The 20284-nt window shown below is 61.2% G+C and carries 24 protein-coding genes; 12 read left to right on the plus strand and 12 right to left on the minus strand.

Annotated elements, in window-relative coordinates; translation table 11 throughout:
- Positions 1-96 precede the first annotated feature (96 nt).
- The 3 genes from L5849_RS09795 (at position 97) to xth (ending at position 1838) form a co-directional block, all read left to right on the plus strand.
- Complete coding sequence (locus tag L5849_RS09795) at positions 97-528, plus strand: CBS domain-containing protein (protein WP_236925420.1); 432 nt, start codon at positions 97-99, stop codon at positions 526-528.
- A gap of 31 nt (positions 529-559) precedes the next feature.
- Positions 560-889, plus strand: coding sequence for an iron-sulfur cluster assembly accessory protein (locus L5849_RS09800; RefSeq protein WP_115415561.1), 330 nt, complete (start codon positions 560-562; stop codon positions 887-889).
- Between the two features lie 163 nt (positions 890-1052).
- Entirely contained in the window at positions 1053-1838 is a 786-nt protein-coding gene (gene xth / locus L5849_RS09805) for an exodeoxyribonuclease III (RefSeq protein WP_236925421.1), read from the plus strand.
- A gap of 72 nt (positions 1839-1910) precedes the next feature.
- Here the strand turns inward: xth and L5849_RS09810 are convergent, their stop codons facing one another.
- The 9 genes from L5849_RS09810 to L5849_RS09850 all read right to left on the minus strand — a co-directional run bounded on the left by L5849_RS09810 (position 1911) and on the right by L5849_RS09850 (position 7885).
- The gene (locus tag L5849_RS09810; protein ID WP_236925422.1) at positions 1911-2570 is read right to left on the minus strand and encodes a cell wall hydrolase; all 660 of its coding nucleotides are present in this window, start codon (positions 2568-2570) and stop codon (positions 1911-1913) included.
- Between the two features lie 201 nt (positions 2571-2771).
- The gene (locus L5849_RS09815; protein WP_115415564.1) at positions 2772-3107 is read right to left on the minus strand and encodes a DUF1491 family protein; all 336 of its coding nucleotides are present in this window, start codon (positions 3105-3107) and stop codon (positions 2772-2774) included.
- Between the two features lie 5 nt (positions 3108-3112).
- Positions 3113-3577 (minus strand): PaaI family thioesterase, encoded by a 465-nt coding sequence (locus L5849_RS09820; protein WP_236925423.1) that lies wholly within the window; start codon positions 3575-3577, stop codon positions 3113-3115.
- A gap of 16 nt (positions 3578-3593) precedes the next feature.
- Positions 3594-4163 carry a ribosome hibernation-promoting factor, HPF/YfiA family gene (hpf, locus tag L5849_RS09825; protein WP_115415566.1) on the minus strand — a complete coding sequence of 190 codons (570 nt, stop codon included), beginning with the start codon at positions 4161-4163 and terminating at the stop codon, positions 3594-3596.
- Between the two features lie 78 nt (positions 4164-4241).
- Positions 4242-4937 carry a DNA polymerase III subunit epsilon gene (gene dnaQ, locus L5849_RS09830; protein ID WP_236925424.1) on the minus strand — a complete coding sequence of 232 codons (696 nt, stop codon included), beginning with the start codon at positions 4935-4937 and terminating at the stop codon, positions 4242-4244.
- A 41-nt stretch (positions 4938-4978) separates the two neighbouring features.
- On the minus strand, positions 4979-5593 hold the full coding sequence (gene coaE, locus L5849_RS09835; protein ID WP_236925425.1) for a dephospho-CoA kinase: 615 nt from the start codon (positions 5591-5593) through the stop codon (positions 4979-4981).
- Entirely contained in the window at positions 5590-6444 is an 855-nt protein-coding gene (aroE, locus tag L5849_RS09840) for a shikimate dehydrogenase (RefSeq protein ID WP_236925426.1), read from the minus strand. The genes coaE and aroE overlap by 4 nt, the downstream gene beginning before the upstream one ends.
- Positions 6441-7046 (minus strand): nucleoside triphosphate pyrophosphatase, encoded by a 606-nt coding sequence (locus L5849_RS09845; RefSeq protein ID WP_236925427.1) that lies wholly within the window; start codon positions 7044-7046, stop codon positions 6441-6443. Before L5849_RS09845 ends, aroE begins: the two co-directional genes overlap by 4 nt.
- Positions 7043-7885, minus strand: coding sequence for a pyruvate, water dikinase regulatory protein (locus tag L5849_RS09850; protein ID WP_368735733.1), 843 nt, complete (start codon positions 7883-7885; stop codon positions 7043-7045). The genes L5849_RS09845 and L5849_RS09850 overlap by 4 nt, the downstream gene beginning before the upstream one ends.
- Before the next feature lie 321 nt (positions 7886-8206).
- Here L5849_RS09850 and hemE point away from each other — a divergent pair, with 321 nt between their 5' ends.
- The 3 genes from hemE (at position 8207) to rho (ending at position 11179) form a co-directional block, all read left to right on the plus strand.
- The gene (gene hemE, locus L5849_RS09855) at positions 8207-9253 is read left to right on the plus strand and encodes a uroporphyrinogen decarboxylase (RefSeq protein WP_236925429.1); all 1047 of its coding nucleotides are present in this window, start codon (positions 8207-8209) and stop codon (positions 9251-9253) included.
- Between the two features lie 11 nt (positions 9254-9264).
- Positions 9265-9708 (plus strand): CopD family protein, encoded by a 444-nt coding sequence (locus tag L5849_RS09860; protein WP_236925430.1) that lies wholly within the window; start codon positions 9265-9267, stop codon positions 9706-9708.
- A gap of 205 nt (positions 9709-9913) precedes the next feature.
- Positions 9914-11179 carry a transcription termination factor Rho gene (gene rho, locus L5849_RS09865; RefSeq protein ID WP_115415573.1) on the plus strand — a complete coding sequence of 422 codons (1266 nt, stop codon included), beginning with the start codon at positions 9914-9916 and terminating at the stop codon, positions 11177-11179.
- Between the two features lie 265 nt (positions 11180-11444).
- Here rho and L5849_RS09870 read toward each other — a convergent pair whose 3' ends face one another.
- The 3 genes from L5849_RS09870 to L5849_RS09880 are packed head-to-tail and all read right to left on the minus strand — an operon-like array spanning position 11445 to position 14131.
- Entirely contained in the window at positions 11445-11843 is a 399-nt protein-coding gene (locus L5849_RS09870; RefSeq protein ID WP_236925431.1) for a nuclear transport factor 2 family protein, read from the minus strand.
- Positions 11840-13429 (minus strand): FMN-binding glutamate synthase family protein, encoded by a 1590-nt coding sequence (locus L5849_RS09875; RefSeq protein ID WP_370459214.1) that lies wholly within the window; start codon positions 13427-13429, stop codon positions 11840-11842. The genes L5849_RS09870 and L5849_RS09875 overlap by 4 nt, the downstream gene beginning before the upstream one ends.
- A gap of 3 nt (positions 13430-13432) precedes the next feature.
- Positions 13433-14131: a dienelactone hydrolase family protein gene (locus L5849_RS09880; RefSeq protein ID WP_236925432.1), complete on the minus strand. Its 699-nt coding sequence runs from the start codon at positions 14129-14131 to the stop codon at positions 13433-13435.
- A gap of 99 nt (positions 14132-14230) precedes the next feature.
- Here L5849_RS09880 and L5849_RS09885 point away from each other — a divergent pair, with 99 nt between their 5' ends.
- The 6 genes from L5849_RS09885 (at position 14231) to L5849_RS09910 (ending at position 20079) form a co-directional block, all read left to right on the plus strand.
- Entirely contained in the window at positions 14231-14494 is a 264-nt protein-coding gene (locus L5849_RS09885; protein ID WP_236925433.1) for a DUF6489 family protein, read from the plus strand.
- A gap of 15 nt (positions 14495-14509) precedes the next feature.
- Positions 14510-15778: a tRNA uridine-5-carboxymethylaminomethyl(34) synthesis GTPase MnmE gene (mnmE, locus tag L5849_RS09890; protein WP_236925434.1), complete on the plus strand. Its 1269-nt coding sequence runs from the start codon at positions 14510-14512 to the stop codon at positions 15776-15778.
- A gap of 62 nt (positions 15779-15840) precedes the next feature.
- On the plus strand, positions 15841-17691 hold the full coding sequence (gene mnmG, locus L5849_RS09895; protein WP_236925435.1) for a tRNA uridine-5-carboxymethylaminomethyl(34) synthesis enzyme MnmG: 1851 nt from the start codon (positions 15841-15843) through the stop codon (positions 17689-17691).
- Positions 17688-18317 (plus strand): 16S rRNA (guanine(527)-N(7))-methyltransferase RsmG, encoded by a 630-nt coding sequence (gene rsmG / locus L5849_RS09900; protein ID WP_236925436.1) that lies wholly within the window; start codon positions 17688-17690, stop codon positions 18315-18317. Before mnmG ends, rsmG begins: the two co-directional genes overlap by 4 nt.
- Complete coding sequence (locus tag L5849_RS09905) at positions 18314-19105, plus strand: ParA family protein (RefSeq protein WP_115415581.1); 792 nt, start codon at positions 18314-18316, stop codon at positions 19103-19105. Before rsmG ends, L5849_RS09905 begins: the two co-directional genes overlap by 4 nt.
- The gene (locus tag L5849_RS09910; RefSeq protein WP_236925437.1) at positions 19102-20079 is read left to right on the plus strand and encodes a ParB/RepB/Spo0J family partition protein; all 978 of its coding nucleotides are present in this window, start codon (positions 19102-19104) and stop codon (positions 20077-20079) included. The genes L5849_RS09905 and L5849_RS09910 overlap by 4 nt, the downstream gene beginning before the upstream one ends.
- The last annotated feature ends 205 nt before the right edge of the window (positions 20080-20284 follow it).

Below are 20284 nucleotides of genomic sequence, written 5' to 3' on the forward strand. Positions count from 1 at the left end.
GCACCGGCATGATAATCAACGCTTCCCCGCAATCCGATTCGCTTTTTCGAGTCGAAAATGGCATTCTGACCACTTCATCACAGGAGGATATGGCGTATGGAAATCCGCAGGTTGATCGAAGGGCGCGCGAGTTCGGACATCATTTCCTGTGCGTTGGACATACCTGTCCGCGAAGCCATCGCTCTTCTGGCCTCGAAACGGATCGGCGCCATACCCGTAACCGAACACGGGAAAGTGGTCGGCATCTTTTCCGAACGCGACGTAATCTACCGCCTTGCCGATGAAGGCGATGCATGCCTCTCCAGACCGCTTGGCGACGTGATGACCGCGCCGGCGATCACCGTGAACCGCGATACGCCGGTGCTCGAAGCGCTCGCCTTGATGACACGCCGCCGCATTCGCCACCTTCCGGTCGTCGATGGAGGCGAGATGTGCGGCTTCATTTCGATTGGCGACCTCGTCAAGGCTCGGCTCGACGAGATCCAGCACGAGGCGGAAGCGATGCGCGAATATATCCAGACCGCTTGAGACCGGCCGCAGCGCTCCCTACATCCAGCTCATGACCACCGCCCCGACCCTGACCGATGCCGCCGCGGCCCGCATTGCCGCGATCGCCGCGAAGCAGGCCAAGCCTGCAATCTTGCGCCTGTCGGTCGAAGGGGGCGGGTGTTCGGGTTTCCAATATAAATTCGATCTCGCGGAGTCGCCCGAAGGCGACGATTCGGTGAGCGAAAATGACGGTGTGAAACTGGTGGTCGACGCAGTCAGCATGGACCTCGTCGCCGGAAGCACGGTCGATTTCGTCGAATCGCTCGGCGGGGCTGCTTTCAAGGTCGAGAATCCCCAAGCGGCCGCCGGTTGCGGCTGTGGGTCCAGTTTCGGGATTTAAAGGTCCCGCCCGCCTGTTCGGAAAGGCTAGCACGCTCCCCCGGCGCCGCGACACAGTCGGTTGCGCAGCCCGGCCCCCACTTGGCGAGGGTAACGCGCAGAACGCGTGTGTCGGCCGGCCTTGATGCTAGCCAAGGCCGGGGCGACGCCATAAGACCCACGCCATGCGTATCGCCAGTTTCAATATCAATGGGATCAAGGCCCGCCTGCCGCGCCTGAAGGAGTGGCTCGAGGAAACCCGCCCCACGGTCGCCTGCCTGCAGGAGATCAAGACGATGGATGAGGGCTTCCCGGCCAAAGAATTCGAAAGCATCGGCTACCAGGCGATCTGGCATGGCCAGAAGAGTTTCAATGGCGTCGCCATCCTTGCCGATGGCGAAAAGCCGGTGGAGATTCAGCGCGGCCTGGGCATCGACGGACCGAAGGATGGAGAGGGCGAACAGGCCCGCTATCTCGAGGCGGAGGTAAGGGGCGTGCGCATTTGCAATCTATACCTGCCCAATGGCAATCCGCAGCCAGGGCCGAAATTCGATTACAAGCTGGCCTGGATGCAGAAATTGCGCACGAGATTGCGCGCCATCTGGGAAGAACAGGTTCCGGCGGTGGTGCTGGGCGATTTTAACGTCATCCCCGAAGACAAGGATGTGTGGTCGGTCCGCGCGATGGCCTCGGACGCGCTGATGCAACCTGAATCACGCGATGCCTATGCGCGACTGCTAGCCGACGGATGGACGGACGCAATCGACACGCTCAACCCGCGGGGCGGCGTATGGACCTATTGGGATTATCAGGCGGGCGCCTGGCAGCGCGATCATGGTTTCCGGATCGACCACCTTCTGCTGTCGCCCGAATTGGCCGACCGGATGAACGCGGCGGGTGTCGACAGGGAATATCGCGGACGCGAGAAAGCCAGCGATCACGCACCCGTATGGGCCGACTTGCGAGACTGACGCTGACCTAGCCCAAGGAGAAGGGGCCACCGCGCAAGCGGCAGCCCCTGCATCCCTGTGCGAAACTCGGGCTCAGCGATAGAAGACGTGGGTATCGATCGTCGCCACGGCTACCTTGCGGCGGCTCCAGCCGGGGCGCACATATTTCGCATGGAAATACACCGCATCCTCCGCGCTGCTGTCCCACAGGCCGCGATGGGCGATACGCGCAATGGCCTGCGCGCGCTTCCACGCCGCCGATCCGGTCTTGATGCGCGGCATGCGGCCGTTCTTGACGAAGGAAAACTGAGACCGCTGATACACGACGGCGCAGTAGCTTGAGGGCCAACGGCGATCTTCGGCGCGGTTCATAATTACCTTGGCGACGGCGAGTTGGCCTTCGAGCGGTTCGCCGCGCGATTCGAAATAGACCGCACCGGCGAGGCACTGCAATTCTTCGGACAACTGCCCCGCAGCGGGCATGGCATCGATGAGGGCACGCAGGCTGTCGGCTTGCGGCACGTCATCGGCGAAATTCTCGGATTCGGCTTCCGCCTGGGCGGGAAGCTCCTGTACCACCTCGTTTTCAACGAAGACCGGCACCACTTCCTCGGTGAGGGGGGCTTCGGTGGTAGCTGTTTCGGTTGCTTGCGCCGCAACCTGGGCGTTGGCGCCGGAACCTTCCGCTCCGGCAAACGTCGTAAGGGCGATCGCCGCGACAAGCGCGGTGAAACCAGTGAACTTGCGAATCATTATTGGCAGACAACTAAGCGGTTGGTGGTCTGTCGCAGGCTGGGACCCATGGCGCGTTGATTGCGTCCTTGATGGCGGATCCGTTAACGGGCCTGCCGGCCACCCCCCGTCTGCGTGCTAGCGTGCCGACCCCATTGCCGTCCTACGCCGCCTGCGCATCGAAGTTGGCGGCCAAATAGTCGCAACTGAAATCAAGTCAAGTCAATCGACCGCGCTTGCGACGAAGCGTTCGGCATTTTCGACGTCCAGCTCGATCACCCAGCAATCGGGGTCGGAAGCTCGCCTTTTCGCGACATACTCGTCAAATTCTCCCCGATTTTCAGAGTCTTGCTCACGCGTACATATGAAGCGCCGGGACCCGTCGAGCTGGGGCATGCGCTCCCACAGGCGGGTATTTTTGCCACTATGTGTGGTTAATACGAGAATGACCCCTGCGTCTTTCTCGCCCTTTTGCAGCACCATTCCGAAGCCCCCCGCACCTTCCACCGCTCTGATCAGGCCGGAAACCTCGATATGGGAAGGCAGACGTTCGTCCATACAAATCAGCGATTTGCCAGATAGCCTGGCAGGCTCGACAACGGGATGTGCGAGCGCATGAATGTGCCGGTTCCGCGGCCGATCTCGTCACCCTCGGCATCGACCAGCCGCGATTCGGCGACAAACACGCGCTTGCGTCCACTCACCCAGCGCCCCTCGGCCACGACTTCGCCCACCCGTACCGGTTTGGTAAAATGCAGATTGAAGGAAGTCGTCAGCAGGAAACGGTCGGTAACGAAGGTGTTGGCGGCGTAGAACCCGGCATCGTCGAGCATCTTGAAATAGATCGTGCCATGCGCCGCCCCGGCCGCGTGATAGACCTCTTCCGTGATGTCGAAGGTGATCCGCGCCGTACCTTCGCCGGTTATTTCGAGCCGCGAGGAAAACAGCGCATTGACCGGCGCCGATGCATAGAGGCTCTCGAGCGCGCGATAATGGCGCTGTGCCCCGCTGGTTGCGGCCCCGGTCACGGTAATGCGGTCTCCCTCAGCGCGGCTCGACCCAGCCGATCGAGCCATCGTGACGCCGATAGACCATATTGTGTTCGCCGCTACCCGCATTCTTGAACAGCAGCCCATTGGCATTCTGGAGGTCCAGCAGCATCACGGCATCCGCCACACTGCATTCGGGAATGATCGCCTTGGTTTCTGCGATGATCGGCGGGCTGTCGGCGGTGATTTCTTCGTCATTGTCGGGTTCCGGCACCCCGAAAATCGTATAGGCGGCTTCTTCTTCCCGGACCGCATGCGCGGCTTGTTTGTGACGGTCCTGGATGCGGCGCTTGTAACGGCGCAGCTGCTTTTCGATCTTGCCTGCCGCCGCGTCGAACGCCTGATGGACGTCATGCGCCTCGGCATGGCCCTTGAGGATCAGGCCCTGCATCACATGAGTCACGATATCCGACGTGAAGGAACCTCCAGGCCCCTTGCCGAAAGTGACGTGCGAGGAAATCGCGCGGTTGAAATATTTCTCGACGATGGAGTTCAAACGATCGCCGACATGCTCCTGCAAGGCTGCGCCGGTATCGATCTGGTGGCCGGAAACACGTATATCCATCTTGTCGTTTTCTCCTTTACCGTCCCCCGAGCGATCCCAAATCCCCGGCCCCACCGCCGGTTCCCGATGGCCCGCGATCTAGCCCCATAAAGGGTTCTCGATCCCGGCCATGAAGTTCCTGTGTCGCGCCAGTTCGGCCTCGCTGGGAGTATGTCGGCGCGGTTCGCGCCGAGGGCCGACAGGTGCCTTACGCACTGCCGAGATTTCGACCGGCCGGGAAATGTGTGCCGCAGCTGCCTCTGCCGCGAGTTCGAGACCGATCTGGCGGCCGCCCCTGAGCTCGACATAGACCTGCGCCAGTAATTCGGCATCGAGCAGTGCTCCATGCTTTACCCGGTGGCTCCGATCGACTCCGTAACGCGAACACAGCGCATCGAGCGACAGCTTGGCGCCGGGATGGCGTTTGCGCGCAAGAGCCACCGTATCCACCATCCTGCTGGTGCAGACAGGCTCCATGTCGATGAGTGTCAGTTCTGCATTGAGAAATCCAAAGTCGAACCCCGCATTGTGCGCGACCAGCGGAGAGCTCCCGATAAAATCGAGCAATTCGCCAGCCAGATCGCCAAACAACGGCTTGTCGGACAGGAACGCCGACGACAGACCATGCACGGCCTCGGCGCCAGCAGGCATGTCACGCTCGGGATTGAAATAGGCGTGGTAGCTTTCGCCGGTCGGCACGAGATTGACCAGCTCGATGCAGCCGATCTCAACCATCCGGTCCCCCGTCTTGGGATCGAGTCCGGTGGTTTCGGTATCGAACACGATTTCACGCATCGGGTCTTCTATCGGCTTCGCCGAACAAGATTACAAGGGGGTTACGGTGCTTGACGAGCGGAGTACGAATCGCCCAATTCGGCGATCAGGGCAATCACGGCGTCTTCGGTTTTCTCCAAGGTCGTCCCGGTATCGATCACATGATCGGCGCGGGCGCGCTTTTGCGAATCGGGGACCTGGAGTTCGAGTATGTGGGCGAACTTTTCCTCGGTCATGCCAGGCCGGGCGAGAACCCGCATGCGCTGCGTTTCGGCGGGCGCGGAAACGACGATCACCTGATCGACCGCTTCGGCACCGCCCTTTTCGAACAGCAGGGGGATATCGAAAACCACCATCGGCGCGCCGACATGCTCGATCAGGAACGCTTCCCGCCTTGCCGCGACGGCAGGATGGACGATCGCCTCGAGCCGGGCGAGCTTTTCCGGATCGCCGAACACCAGTGCCCCAAGCTTGTCTCGCGCAACGCCGTTCTCGTCCGTGCTTCCGGGAAAGGCCTTTTCGATGGCCGGGACCAATGCGCCCCCTGGCCCCTGCATGGCGCGGACCTCCGCGTCGGCATCGAACACCGGAACGCCCGCCGCTTCGAACATCGCGGCCACGGTGGACTTGCCCATGCCGATAGACCCGGTCAGGCCGATAATAAGGGGGCGAGTCACGTCATCAGCCTTTCGCGCAGTTCCGCATCATGATCCCGCGGCGGTTCGACACCGAAGAAGTGGGTGAACGCCGCGGCGGCCTGGCCGATCAGCATGGCGAGACCGTCTATGGTTTCGAAGCCGGCCTCGCGCGCCTTGCGCAGGAACTCGGTTTCCACCGGATCGGTGACGATATCGTAAGCGATCGAGCCAGGCGGAGCGTGGGACCAATCAAAGGCTAGGGGGGGTTGCCCGCGCATGCCCAGCGGGGAGGCGTTGACGACGAGATCGCAGCATCCCTCCCGGTCATCGAAGGCGAAATCGGTGACGTCGGCAAAATGGCTTAGCGGAGCGGCATGGTGTTCCCCCCTCGGATCCAGCTCGTCGAGCAGAGCTTGCGCCTTGTCCGGGTTTCGGCCCGCCAGAACCAGTGTGAACCCCTCTCCGGCCAATCCAGCCACGATGGCCCGGGCCGCGCCGCCGGTTCCGATCACGCGAGCCATGCGGAAATAGTGCTTGCTGCGCAGGCGAACCGACAGCGGTTCCAGAAATCCCGCTACGTCGGTGTTCCGCCCGACCAATTTGCCATCGGACGCCTTTACCACCGTGTTGACTGCTCCGACCCGTTTGGCGAGCGGTTCGAGCCGGTCCATGAGCGGCATGATCGCCTGTTTGTGCGGCATGGTGACATTGCAGCCGCGCCAGTCCGCATCGCCGCGTCGTTCGGCGATGAAATCCTCGAGCGCGGCGGATTCGACATGCTTCGCGCGATACTCAGCCGCGAGACCGAGCTTTTCTATCCAAAATTCATGGATCGCGGGGGATTTCGACTGGCGGATCGGATCGCCGATCACTTCGGCATATCGAGTCACGACAGCAACGCACCTTGCCCGCGCAAAGCGTCCAGAACCTGCAATAAGGGCATACCCAGCACGGTGAACTGATCACCCATAATGCTATCGAAAAGCTGCACGCCCGGCCCTTCGATCCGGAATACTCCGACGCAATAGCTCACTGCCGGCCACTCCGCATCGAGATAGGCGGCGATGAAATCGTCCGACAGGTCACGCACCCGCAAGCGCGCGAAATCGGAACCGACCCAGAGGATCTGGCCGTCACGCGCAAGTGCCGCAGCGCTATGCAGCGTCATGATCTTGCCGGAAAAGAACCGCAAATGCTCTGCCGCATTTTCCCGGCTGGAGGGTTTATCGAACCGTCTGCCATCGACCTCGACCAGAGAATCAGACCCTAGCACCAAGGCATCGGCCTGCCCGTTGGAGACCGCCGCAGCCTTGGCAGCGGCCAGCGCCTGCACGATTTCCCCGGGCTCGGCTCCATCCATTTCGGTTTCGAGGGCGCGTTCATCGACATCCGCGCCCTTTGCCGTGAAAGCGATACCCGCCGCCTCCAGCATCGCCTTGCGAGAGGCGCTGTTGGAGGCAAGGATCAAACCGCTCCCTGCGATCCGTGTCATATCGGTTTGGCTCCCTGACGCGTTCCGCGCGCCTTTCGTTCGTTATAGAGGCGGATCACGGCGGCGGCGGTTTCCTCGATCGAGCGGCGTGTCACGTCGATTACCGCCCAGCCATTGTCGGCAAACATCCGGCGGGCGAACTTGACTTCATCCCTCACCCGCTCGTTATCGACATAATCGGTCTGACGCTCTTCATTGAGCGTCAGCAGGCGGTTACGCCGGATCTGCACGAGACGTTCGGGCGCGGTGGTCAGCCCGACCACCATCGGATGTTTGAGCTCGAACAGTTTGGAGGGTGGCGGACTTTCCACGACCAGAGGTATATTGGCCACCTTGTAGCCGCGATTGGCGAGATAGATGCTGGTCGGTGTCTTGGAACTGCGCGAAACCCCCGCAAGCAGGATATCCGCCTCTTCCCAGTCTTCCCATCCGATACCGTCATCATGCGCGATGGTGAACTGGATCGCCTCGACCCGGTTGAAATAGGCCTGATCCATGGCGTGCTGCCGACCGGGACGCCCGTGCGCTTCCTGGCCGAGCGCCTTTTCCAGCGCTTCGGTCACGCGATCAAGGATCGGTACCGCCGGAAGGCCCGACTGCGTGCACGCTTGTTCCAGCCGTTCGCGCGTTTCGGGATTAACCAGGGTGAACAGCACCAGACCGGGATTGGCCTTGAGTTCGGGCAATATGCGTTCGAGGTGCTGGCGGCTGCGGACCATGGGCCAGAAATGCCGCACCACGTCGGCATCCTCGAACTGCGCAAGCGCCGCCTTCGCCAGCATTTCGAGCGTCTCGCCGGTGGAATCGGACAGCAGGTGGAGATGAATCCGGTTGGAGATTTCGATACCCTAGGGCCTGTGGAGAACGCGAGGCATAAACCACGGGAGAAAGCTGGCGACAAGTTCGGGACCAAAAAACCTCCCCGATACGAGTCCTTCGCGGGCCGATTCCCGCACAGCAAATGGAAGTTGTGCGCAGGGGTGGGGACAGCGAGGATAAGTTTGACTCGACTCAGGGCCGCTGGCGAGTCGGATTTGCGGCTCCACCCTTTGCAGCGCGGGAGAAATCGGGCAGGGGCCGCTTATCCCTGAAATCCACAGGGCCAACAGACTCCTTCTACCTCTATATAAATACTATTATTTATTGGATTGGACTCATCGATGCCCGGTCTCCTTCTCGACACGTTGAATGGCAAACGGGGGGCACGCGTCCCTCTCTGGCTCATGCGCCAGGCCGGTCGCTACCTTCCCGAATATCGGGCTCTGCGCGCCGAAAAGGGCGGTTTTCTCGCCTTGGCCTATGATAGCGAGGCGGCCTGCGAGATTACCTTGCAGCCAATCGAGCGGTTCGGTTTCGACGGGGCGATCCTGTTTTCCGACATCCTCATCGTGCCGCATGCCATCGGCCAGCATCTGGAGTTCCTTGCTGGCGAAGGTCCCAAGCTCTCGCCGCCGCTTGTCGATGCAGCACTGGAAGGGCTGACTCCCGATCCCTTGCGCTATGACGCGATTTACGAGACGGTACGCCTCTGTCGTCGGCGCCTGCCCGAAGGGGTGACGATGCTGGGCTTTGCCGGGAGCCCGTGGACCGTGGCGACTTACATGGTGGCCGGCGAGGGAAGCCGCGACCAGCACGAAGCGCGCGCGCTGGCCTATCGCGATCCGGCCAAGCTCGATGCGATTCTCGATCGGATCGTTACAGAAACCATCGATTATCTTTCCGGCCAGATCGGAGCCGGTGCGGAAGCGGTGCAACTGTTCGATAGCTGGGCGGGCAGCCTTGCTCCCGATGAGTTCGAGCGGTTGGTTATCGCTCCGAATGCGAAAATCGTTGCCGAACTGCGCAGGCGCCACCCGGCGACGCCGGTGATCGGCTTTCCCAAAGGCTCAGGCGAAAAGCTGTCGGCCTATGCCCGCGAGACGGGCGTACAGGCGGTCGGTGTGGACGAGACAATCGATCCGGTCTGGGCGCATCGCGAGTTGCCCCAGGGCATGCCGGTACAGGGCAATTTCGATCCGCTGCTGCTCCTTTCTGGCAGCGAGCGCCTGGAAAGCCGCGCGCGCTTCATCCTGGAGGCATTTGCCGACCGACCGCATGTCTTCAACCTCGGCCACGGTATCGATCGCCGCACTCCGATCGAGCATGTCGAGCGACTGATTGCAGTGGTTCGCGATTTCGAGGGTGACGGAGGCGGGCGCGGCCCCTAGATGATCGTGCAATGCAGGATGTTCTCGCGATGACCTATTTCTGGCTCAAAGCCGGCCACATCATTTTCATGGTGTTCTGGATGGCGGGATTGTTCATGCTGCCACGGCAGATGATTTATCTTCACCCTGCCTCCGAGGGATCCGAGGCGTCCGCCCTGTGGGCGAAACGAATGGGGCTGCTTCGCAAGGTCATCCTGACACCCAGCCTGATTGTGGTCTGGGTCTTGGGTCTGCTCCTGGCGATGGCGATCGGCGCCTGGGACCAGGGCTGGTTCCACGCAAAATTGCTCTTTGTCGTGCTCCTGACGGCTTTCCATGGAATCATGGTTGCGCGGGCGAAGAAAATGATCGCGGGCGAACGACCGATGACCGAAAAGCAACTGCGTATCTGGGGGGAATTTCCGGGGATCGCGCTTGCCATCATCGTGGTGCTGGTGGTCGTCAAGCCGTTCTGACCCGCGCCATTGCGATATTCCGTGCTCGCTTGGCGCCCATGAGGCACCGCAATATCGCTTTGCCGATTGACGCCCATTCGGCGCGGGCGTAACTGCACTGCCATCTCCCGGCTAGAGGTCTCGCATTCGCACGAGGCCGGGTCCGCTTTCTCCAAGCCCATACCGACCCGTCGGACACCCAAACTGAGAATACCGAGTAAAACACATGCATCTCAAGGATTTGAAAGAAAAAACTCCGGCAGATTTGGTCGCAATGGCCGAGGAGCTGGGTGTCGAGGGTGCCTCGACGATGCGCCGGCAGGACCTGATGTTCTGCATTCTGCGCGAACTGGCCGAGGACGAGGACTACGAAGAAAAGATCATGGGCATCGGCACCATCGAGGTGCTGCAGGATGGCTTTGGATTTTTGCGTAGCCCGGAGGCGAATTATCTCGCCGGACCCGACGACATCTATGTCTCGCCCAATCAGGTCCGCAAATGGGGCCTGCGCACCGGCGATACGGTCGAAGGTGAAATCCGTGCGCCGAGGGAGGGCGAGCGCTATTTTGCGCTGACCGAACTGTACAAGGTCAATTTCGACGATCCCGACGCGGTTCGCCATCGTACCAATTTCGACAACCTCACGCCGCTCTATCCGGAAGAAAAGCTCACGCTCGACACGCTCGATCCGACGGTCAAGGACAAGTCGGCGCGCGTGATCGATATCATCTCGCCGCAGGGCAAGGGCCAGCGTGCGCTGATCGTCGCGCCGCCGCGCACCGGTAAAACGGTGTTGCTGCAGAACATCGCCAAAGCGATCACGGATAATCACCCGGAAGTCTTCCTGCTGGTCCTGCTCGTCGACGAGCGGCCCGAGGAAGTCACCGACATGCAGCGCAGCGTCAAAGGCGAGGTGATTTCCTCCACGTTCGACGAACCTGCAAACCGGCACGTCCAGGTCGCCGAAATGGTCATCGAGAAGGCCAAGCGCCTCGTCGAACACAAGCACGATGTGGTTATCCTGCTCGACTCGATCACGCGTCTCGGCCGTGCCTACAACACGGTGGTGCCCAGCTCGGGCAAAGTGCTGACCGGCGGTGTCGACGCAAACGCATTGCAGCGCCCCAAGCGTTTCTTCGGCGCCGCCCGCAATATCGAAGAGGGCGGATCGCTTTCGATTATCGCGACCGCGCTGATCGATACCGGCAGCCGTATGGACGAGGTCATCTTCGAAGAGTTCAAGGGCACGGGCAACAGCGAAATCGTGCTCGACCGCAAGGTTGCGGACAAGCGCATCTTCCCGGCGCTCGATGTCGGCAAGAGCGGGACGCGCAAGGAAGAGCTGCTTGTCGAGAAGGACAAGCTTTCGAAAATGTGGGTCCTGCGCCGGATCCTCATGCAGATGGGCACGATCGACGCGATGGAATTCCTGCTCGACAAGATGAAGGATTCCAAGACCAACGAAGATTTCTTCGCGACGATGAATCAGTAGCGTCTCGGTCCCGCCTGTTGAAAGATGCCGATATCTTTCGGCTCTTTGGGCATGCGTCTACAGCAGGCGGGACCGGATGCAGTGCTGCCCGATTTGGATCGGAGCGGACGTGGCGCGCAAACAGCTACGCGAGGTCAGGATGTAATCGTCGGTGCTCGGTGGATGGGCCATGCGGTTGAATGCATGGCAGCGGCTATCTGTGCTGGATTGCTGCCCTGCATTCCATTCGACCATGCCGCCGAGGAGGAGGTACAGGGAAGGCCGATCAGCCCTTCATCTTCTCCAGCATCGCGGCCATCTGTTCCCACACTTTGTTGACTGCCTTCAGCGGGCGCACCATCACTTTGAAATCGGCGATCATGCCGTCCTCGTCGAACCGGATGAGGTCGATACCGTTGACGTGAATGCCGTCCATCTCGGTCGTGAATTCGAGCATGGCGTTATCGCCGTCGATCAGTTCGCGGACATATTCGAAGCTGTCATTGCCGAGTGTTTTTCCGGCGGCGGAAAGGTAGGCGACCACGATGGGGCGGCCGACCTGAGGGGTATGCACGACGGGCGAATGGAATACGGCGTCGTCACGGATAATGGCAGAGAGCTCTTCGGCACAGCTGCCGTTTTCGATGACTTGGTGCCAGCGTTTCAGGCCTAGCTCTGCGCTCATTCTGCTCTCCGGAAAGTGTCCGCCCGGGCGGCATGCCAGTGCCGGGCATAGGGTGTCGCGTCGGCATCCTCGAGCAACTGGCCCGGCTCGAGGAAGGTGTAGATGCGATCGATGGCATCGGAGCGCGCCCCGTTCAACCGTTCGCGCATATCGTGCGGGTCGATTTCCCAGGGACTGGCGAGCCCCATGGCCACCACGATTTCGCGTAGCGAGTGAAGCGTTTGATGCTGGAAGCGCGCGATGCGGGGAGCCTTCTCCTCCACGACCAGGCCGCGTTGCCGCCATGCGTCCTGGGTGGCGATGCCGGTAGGGCAGGTTCCCCTGTGGCAATTCATCGACTGTACGCAGCCCAGGGCAAACATAAAGGGCCGGGCGGCATTGCACCAATCGGCACCGAGCGCGAAAGCCTTGGCCAGTTGCGCGCCCGAATGCAATTTGCCCGAAGCGGCGATTTTGACCTTGTCCTTGAGCGCCAGCCCCACAAGCATGTTGCGCACCATGATTTGCCCCTCGCGCAAGGGCATGCCCACCGAGTTGGATAATTCGAGCGGTGCCGCGCCAGTTCCTCCTTCGGCGCCATCGACGGTAATGAAATCGGGGTGCAGCCCGGTTTCCAACATCGCTTTGCCAATGGCGAAGAGTTCGTGCGGTTGCCCGACACACAGCTTGATGCCGATCGGCTTGCCACCCGATAGATCGCGCAGAGAGGTGAGCCATTCGAGCAATTGAACCGGTGTCGAGAAGGCCGGATGGGCCGCCGGCGAAATCACCGTCTCGCCAACGGGCACTCCGCGCGCCTCTGCGATCTCTTCGGTCACCTTGGCGCCCGGCAGCACACCGCCATGCCCCGGCTTGGCACCCTGGCTCAGTTTGATTTCGATCATCTTCACCTGATCGCTGGTGGCATTGTCCCGAAACTGGTCCGGATCGAAATGCCCGTCGGACCGACGCGCGCCGAAATATCCGCTGCCCAGCTCCCAGATGAGATCGCCGCCGGGGGAACGGTGATAGCGGCTGATCGAGCCTTCGCCCGTATTGTGCGCAAACCCGCCAAGGGCGGCGCCCGCGTTGAGTGCTTCGATGGCGCGCGCGGAAAGCGAACCGAAGCTCATTGCCGAGATATTCAGCAGGGCGGCGGAATAGGGTTTGGCACAGGTGCCTTCGCCCACGGTGACGCGCCAGTGATCGGGTGCATCCTGTTTCGGTGCGATCGAGTGGCTGAGCCATTCATATTCATCGGAGTAGACATCGAGCTCGGTTCCCATCGGATGAGAATCCAGATCGCCCTTTGCCCGCGCGTAAACGAGCGCTCGCGCCTGATGGCTGAAGGGACGACCATCGAGGTCGTCCTCCACGATATAGGCCTGCGCGAAGGGCCGCAGGTCCTCCATCAACCAACGAATACGGGCCAGGACCGGGTAATTTCTCCTAAGTGTATGTTCGCGCTGAAGAAAATCCCAGAGCGCCAGGATCACAAGCGGAATTAGGAGCCATAGCGTCCAGCGCGCCGGTTCCCACCACCAGGCGACCCCGCACAGTGCGACCAGACCGGCGGGGACGACATACCGAAAGGGAATATGCTCCACGCGTCAGCCGAGATGCCGGGCGAAAAACTCGGCGGTTCTGCTGTCTGCCAATTGCGCGGCGTCTTCGGATCGACGCTTGCCGAATTCGGTGGCGAAACCGTGATCGAGCCCTTCGTAATCGTGCAGTGTGACCTTGGGATGGTCGTCCAGGCCGTCATGCATGGCCTTTTGCGTATTCTTGTCGACGAATCCGTCCTCTGTAGGAATGTGCAGCATGAGCGGGTTCGCGATCGCATGCTTTTCACCGAGAAGACCGTCGATACCGACGCCATAATAGCCGACACTCGCATCGATATCGGTGCGGGCGGCGGTCATGAAAGCGAGGCGTCCACCGAGGCAGTAACCAACGCAACCAACCTTGGGAACGCTTTCCTCGCGCCTGATATAATGGATCGTGGCTTCGATATCCCGAATTCCCTGATCCTGATTGAACCGGCCCATCAGATCGAGAGCGCGCTGAAATTCGGGTTCGACATCGGGATCGAGCTCGACTCCCGGCTCTAGGCGCCAGAACAGGTCGGGAGCGATTGCGAGATAACCCTCTTCCGCGAGCTTGTCGCACTTGCGCCGGATGCCCGCATTGACCCCGAAGATCTCCTGGATGACGAGAATCGCGGCCTTGGCTCGCTCGGCGGGCCTTGCGACGTAAGCGGTGAATTCTTCCGTGCCCGACAGTGTGTGGATGGTGACGGTTTCGGTCATGGGTTTTGTGCCTCGCTCGCTTCGAATGGTGTCTTATGCTTGCATGACGCGCATTGCAGACCCAAATAGGGTCTCGCAAGCCATAACGGAGGAAGCGCGATGAAGGTCCATATCGAAATCGATTGCACGCCCGAAGAGGCAAGGACCTTCATGGGGCTGCCCGATGTCGGCAAGGCAAACGCCGTCTATGTCGACATGATGTCGAAGGCGATGAAGGGTGTGAACAATACCGACCAATTGCAGGAATATGCGAAACAGTTGGCACCTATGGGGCAGGCGGGTTTCAAGCTTTTCCAAAGTTTCATGGAAGGTGCCAATGCGGCGCGTAGCTCGTCGGCGAAGAAGACTTCCGACGACGATTGAGGCCGTTACGGCGCGATGAGCGAGACGATCTATGCGCTGTCGAGCGGTGCGCCGCCCGCGGGGATCGGTGTTATCCGCATAAGTGGGTCGGGTGCCGGGTCGGTGCTCGAACGGCTTAGCGGGGGCCTTCCTCCCGAACGTTCCCCCCGATTGAGAGCCCTGCGCAATGCCACTGGCGATACGCTCGACCAGGCTTTGATCCTGTGGTTTCGCGGTCCAGCCACGGTTACCGGCGAGGATCTGGCTGAAATTCACTGCCACGGGGGCAGGGCGGTGATCGCCGCTATCCTCCAGGAACTTGGGACCTACGCGGGATTGCGCGAAGCCGAGCCGGGAGAGTTCACGCGGCGCGCCTTCGGCAATGGCAAGATCGATCTCGCCGAGGCGGAGGGTCTTGCCGATTTGCTTTCAGCTGAAACCGAAATGCAAAGGCGGGGAGCGATGCTCTCGGTCGGAGGGGAGCTATCGCGCCGAATTGAGGGATGGCGCGAGCGTGTTCTCGGTTTCGCCGCTGCGGTCGAGGCCGTCATCGATTTTGCCGACGAGGACGATGTTGCCGGCCTGCCGGGTGACTTCCATGCGCGGTTGGAAGATCTCGCGGCGGAGATCCGTGGCATCGCCGCCCAGCCTGCCACCGAGCGTCTTCGGGATGGCATCAGGGTCGTTTTGGCGGGTCCTCCCAATGCGGGGAAATCGTCGCTATTCAACGCATTGTTGGCGGACGATGCCGCGATCGTCACTGCCGAGGCGGGGACGACCCGCGACGTTCTCGAACGCCCCGTAGCCATTGGCGGCGTCCCATTCGTACTGGTGGATACGGCAGGAATGCGGGAGAGCGGGGCGGGCGCCATCGAGGAAATCGGGATACAGCGAGCCCGCCGCGAGGTCTCGGCCGGGCAGATCGTCCTGTGGTTGGGCGAGGAGACAGACGCACCCGAAGGCGCGATTTGTGTGCGCTCCAAATCGGATCTTCACTCCTCAAAAAGTGACGGTTTACAAGTTTCAGCGGTAACCGGTGCCGGGATCGAACGATTGACCGCGCTTCTGGTCGAGCGAGGGCGCACCGCTTTACCCCCCGTGGACAGATTGGCTTTCAATCGGCGTCAGCGGGATTGGGCCTTGGCCGCGGCCGAGGGCCTCTCCGCCGTGAGAGTGGACGACGACCTCCTGCTTGTCGCTGAACACCTTCGGACCGCGCGCCGCGCGCTGGATCGACTGGTTGGCCGCGAGTCGACCGAGGAAATGCTCGACACGCTTTTCGGCAAATTTTGTATCGGAAAATAGTTGTTTCACGTGAAACATGCGCCTTTGACGCGAATCCCGGCTTTCGGTAGAGCGCCGATCCCATGCACGATTTCGATGTTCTTGTAGTCGGCGGCGGCCATGCCGGGGTCGAAGCGGCCTGCGCCGCCGCCCGAATGGGCGCTCGCACGGCTCTGGTGACGCTCGATCTCGACAAGATCGGCGCCATGAGCTGCAATCCGGCAATCGGGGGGCTGGGGAAGGGGCATCTCGTCCGCGAAGTCGATGCGCTCGACGGCGTAATCGCCCGTGCTGCCGACGCCGCAGCGATACACTATCGCATGCTGAACAGGTCGAAGGGCAGCGCGGTATGGGGGCCGCGCGTTCAAGCCGATCGGAAGTTGTTTCATCGGGCGGTTCAAGCGATGGTCCGGGCGCAGCCATCACTGGACCTGGTTGCGGGAGAGGCGGCTGCCCTTCGTCTCGAGGGGGGGCGGGTCTGTGGACTGGAATTGGCGGATGGAACGCGGATCACGTCGCGCGCGTTGATCTTGTGCACGGGCACCTTCCTTGGCGGAATATTGTATCGCGGTGAAGAACGCTTCGAAGGCGGGCGGATAGGCGAGGGGGCTGCCCACCGTCTGGCGAAGCAATTGCGCGAGGCCGATCTTCCGATGGGAAGGCTTAAGACCGGCACGCCTCCACGTCTGGACGGGCGCACGATCGATTGGGCTTCGCTGGAGGAGCAGCCGTCTGACAAAGAATGCTGGACGATGAGTTCGCTGACCGGGGCGAGATCGAACCCCCAGCTGTTCTGCGGAATCACCCGTACCAATGCGCGCGCGCATGACATTATCCGCGCCAACCTCGATCGGTCACCGCTGTTTTCCGGCGCCATCGGAGCGGCAGGCCCCCGTTACTGCCCCTCTATCGAAGACAAAATCCATCGTTTTGGCGATCGTGATGGGCATCAGGTGTTCCTAGAGCCGGAGGGTCTGGATACCGAGCTTGTCTATCCGAACGGAATATCGACATCGCTTCCCATCGATGTCCAACTGGCCATGCTGCGGGCGATGGATGGTTTGAGCCGTGTGGAAATGTCCGTTCCCGGTTATGCAGTCGAATATGACCATATCGACCCGCGCGCGCTCGCTTCTTCGCTGGAGCTTCACGCTATTCCGGGCCTTTACTGCGCGGGGCAGATCAACGGTACGACGGGCTACGAAGAGGCAGCGGCTCAGGGAATCGTCGCCGGCATGCACGCCGCTTCGGCGCTCCTTGGCGTCGAAGCGCTGCCGCTGGATCGCGCGAATTCCTACATTTCCGTGATGCTCGACGATCTGACGCTTCAGGGTATCACCGAGCCCTATCGTATGCTCACCTCACGGGCGGAATACCGGCTACGTCTTCGGGCGAGCAATGCCGATACGCGCCTGACGCCCCTGGGAATGAAACATGGCCTGGTCGGAAAAGAACGGGCAGAATGGTACGACAGGCGTGAAGAGCGTCGCGCGCGATATGAACAAGCGCTCGCGACCCCTATTCATTCGAAAGTTCTGGCGGAGGCGGGGTTTCACGTGAAACGTGACACCGGACCTCGTCCAGCCTCCGAGTGGATCGCTGGCGGTCATGCCGATTTATCCGCTCTGGGGCCGTGGTTGGACGGTGTGGATCCCGACGATTCGCTTGCCACGGAGTTGGCGGAGGATGCATTTTACGCGCCTTATCTCGCGCGGCAAAGGGCCGAGCTTGCCGATCTGCGCACAAGCGAAGCGCAGCGCCTGCCTCCCGACTTTCCCTTCGCCGAGGTTCCTGGACTGTCCAATGAAATGATAGAGCGGTTGTCGGTTGCACGGCCGGAATCGCTGGCGGCCGCTGGCCGTATCAGCGGTGTCACGCCTGCGGCGCTCGCCGCTTTGCTCGTTCATGTCCGAAAGAGGGATCGTGCGGCATGATCGCCAGCGAAGACGAAGCCCGCACCTATGTTGCCCGCCTGTCCGACCGACTCGCGCTCGATCGGCTCGATATGGTCGTCAGGGAATTATCGGCCGAAAACCAGCGGCAGAACCTGATTGCCCAAGCGACACTGCCGATGGTCTGGCAGCGGCATATTGCCGATTCGGCCCAGTTGCTCGAGCTTTGCGAGCCGTGCGACGGCCCCTGGCTCGATCTTGGAAGCGGCGCGGGATTTCCAGGCCTGGTCATCGCCGCGATGCGTCCGGATCTATCGGTGGTTCTCGTGGAATCGAGACGCCGCCGTATCGAATGGCTGGAAGCCACAATTGCGAATTTGGGGCTCGAGAATTGTCGGGTAGAGGGGCAACGTCTGGAGAATGTTACGCCTTTCGAGGCCCGGATTATCTCCGCTCGGGCCTTCGCTCCACTCGACCGACTGCTGACTTTATCCGCGCCCTTCTCCACAAGCTCTACCCATTGGGTGTTGCCCAAGGGCCGATCGGCGGCGCATGAAGTAGCGGGACTGCCCAAGAATCGCCGTGCCATGTTTCACGTGGAACAATCGGTGACCGATCCGGAGGCTGGGATCGTGGTCGGTCGCGGAGAATGGAGCGCAAAAGCATGATCACCATTGCTATCGCCAATCAGAAGGGCGGAGTGGGTAAAACGACCACTGCCATCAACATCGCGACGGCTATGGCTGCGACGGGGTGGAAGACTTTGCTGATAGACCTTGACCCTCAGGGTAATGCGTCGACCGGTCTTGGCATAGCGGCTGCCGCGCGTGAAAATACCAGCTACGATCTCCTGCTCGATCAGGCCGCCCTGGCAGAATGTGCGCAGCCGACGGATATACCCGGCCTCGATATCGTTCCGGCGACGCAGGATCTATCGGGAGCGGAGGTCGAGCTCGTCTCGGTAGAGGATCGCACAGCGAGACTTAGGCGTGCGCTCTCGTCACAAGCTCGCGGGAGTTTTGCGGGCTACGATGTATGCTTTATCGATTGTCCGCCCTCGCTCGGCCTTTTGACACTCAACGCCCTGTCCGCCGCGGATACGTTGCTTGTGCCGCTGCAGTGCGAGTTCTTCGCGCTTGAAGGCCTCAGTCAGCTTCTCCAGACTGTCGAGCGGGTACAACAGGGTTTCAATGCCGATCTGGGCATTGTTGGGATTGTTTTGACGATGTTCGACCGCCGCAACCGGCTGACCGATCAAGTGGCCGACGATGTGCGCGATTGTCTCGGCAATCTGGTCTTCGAGCACGTGATTCCGCGCAATGTGCGCCTTTCCGAAGCGCCGAGCCATGGAATGCCGGCACTGGTCTATGACCACAATTGCCCCGGAAGCCGGGCCTATATCGGCCTGGCTCGGGAACTCATCGGGCGTCTGCCGGAAAGGAAAAAGGCGGCATGAGTGACGGCGCGGACAAATCGGGAGCCAGGACGATCGATCGCAAGAAGAAGCTGGGGAAGGGACTTGGAGCCCTGTTAGGCGAAACCCGCCGCGAGGAACCGCTTGTCCGGTCGGGCGCGGATGGGGGTGGGGGGCAGCAAGCGCGGTCCTCGGCGGGTGTGAGCCAGGCCCATCCGAGCGATGGGCTCGCTTCCATTCCGGTGGCGGATATCGAACCGCTTCCCGGACAACCCCGGACGCGCTTCGACGAGGAATCGCTTGAAGCACTCGCGTCTTCCATCGAATCGCGTGGCGTGATCCAGCCAGTCATCGTGTCGCCGCTGGGACAGGGTCGTTATCGCTTGGTTGCGGGCGAGCGCCGCTGGCGCGCCGCGCAAAAGGCGCGATTGCACGAGATACCGGCACTGATTCGCGAGCTTGACCGGCGCGAAGTGATGGCGCTGGCGCTCATCGAAAATCTCCAGCGCGAGGATCTCAACCCGGTCGACGAGGCGCGCGCGTATCAGAAGCTCGCCGAAGATGAGGGGATGACCCAGGCGGAGATCGCAAAGCTTGTCGACAAGTCGCGCAGCCACGTCGCCAATCTCCAACGCCTCCTGAGCCTCCCCGATAGCGTGCTGGCGTTATTGGCCGAGGGGACACTTTCCATGGGGCATGCGCGTGCCTTGGTCGGCCGGGATGAGGCCGAAAGCCTCGCGGAAAAAGCGCTCTCCGATGGTTTGTCCGTGCGCGAAATGGAGGCGCTAACCCGCAAGCCGCGAAAATCGCGGTCGGATACGCCTTCGGCCCACCCCCATCAAAGCGAAAACGACGCCGATATCACTGCCGTGCAGGGTCACCTCGAAGAATTCCTTGGCATGCCGGTCAGGATCACCACCGATGTCACGCCCAACACGGGTAGCGTGACCATTCGGTATCGCACTCTCGATCAACTTGACCTTATTTGTCAAAGGCTTACGGGCGGCGATATTTAACGGAAAGCTGGTCGAAGCGAGGCCTGAAAGCATTTCTCTACCTTGGCGCCCGAGCCCAAGACCCTTTCGCGACCGAGAGGGAGTTCAGACTATCGAGGGCGAAAGGGACGGTCCGGGATCATCGATTTCATCAGGCTGCCCGATCCGGAAACGCTTCGTTCGGCTTAGATCGTATAATCCGGCGACTGGCGGTATAGAAGTCTCC

Source organism: Erythrobacter sp. SN021 (genome assembly GCF_021864455.1).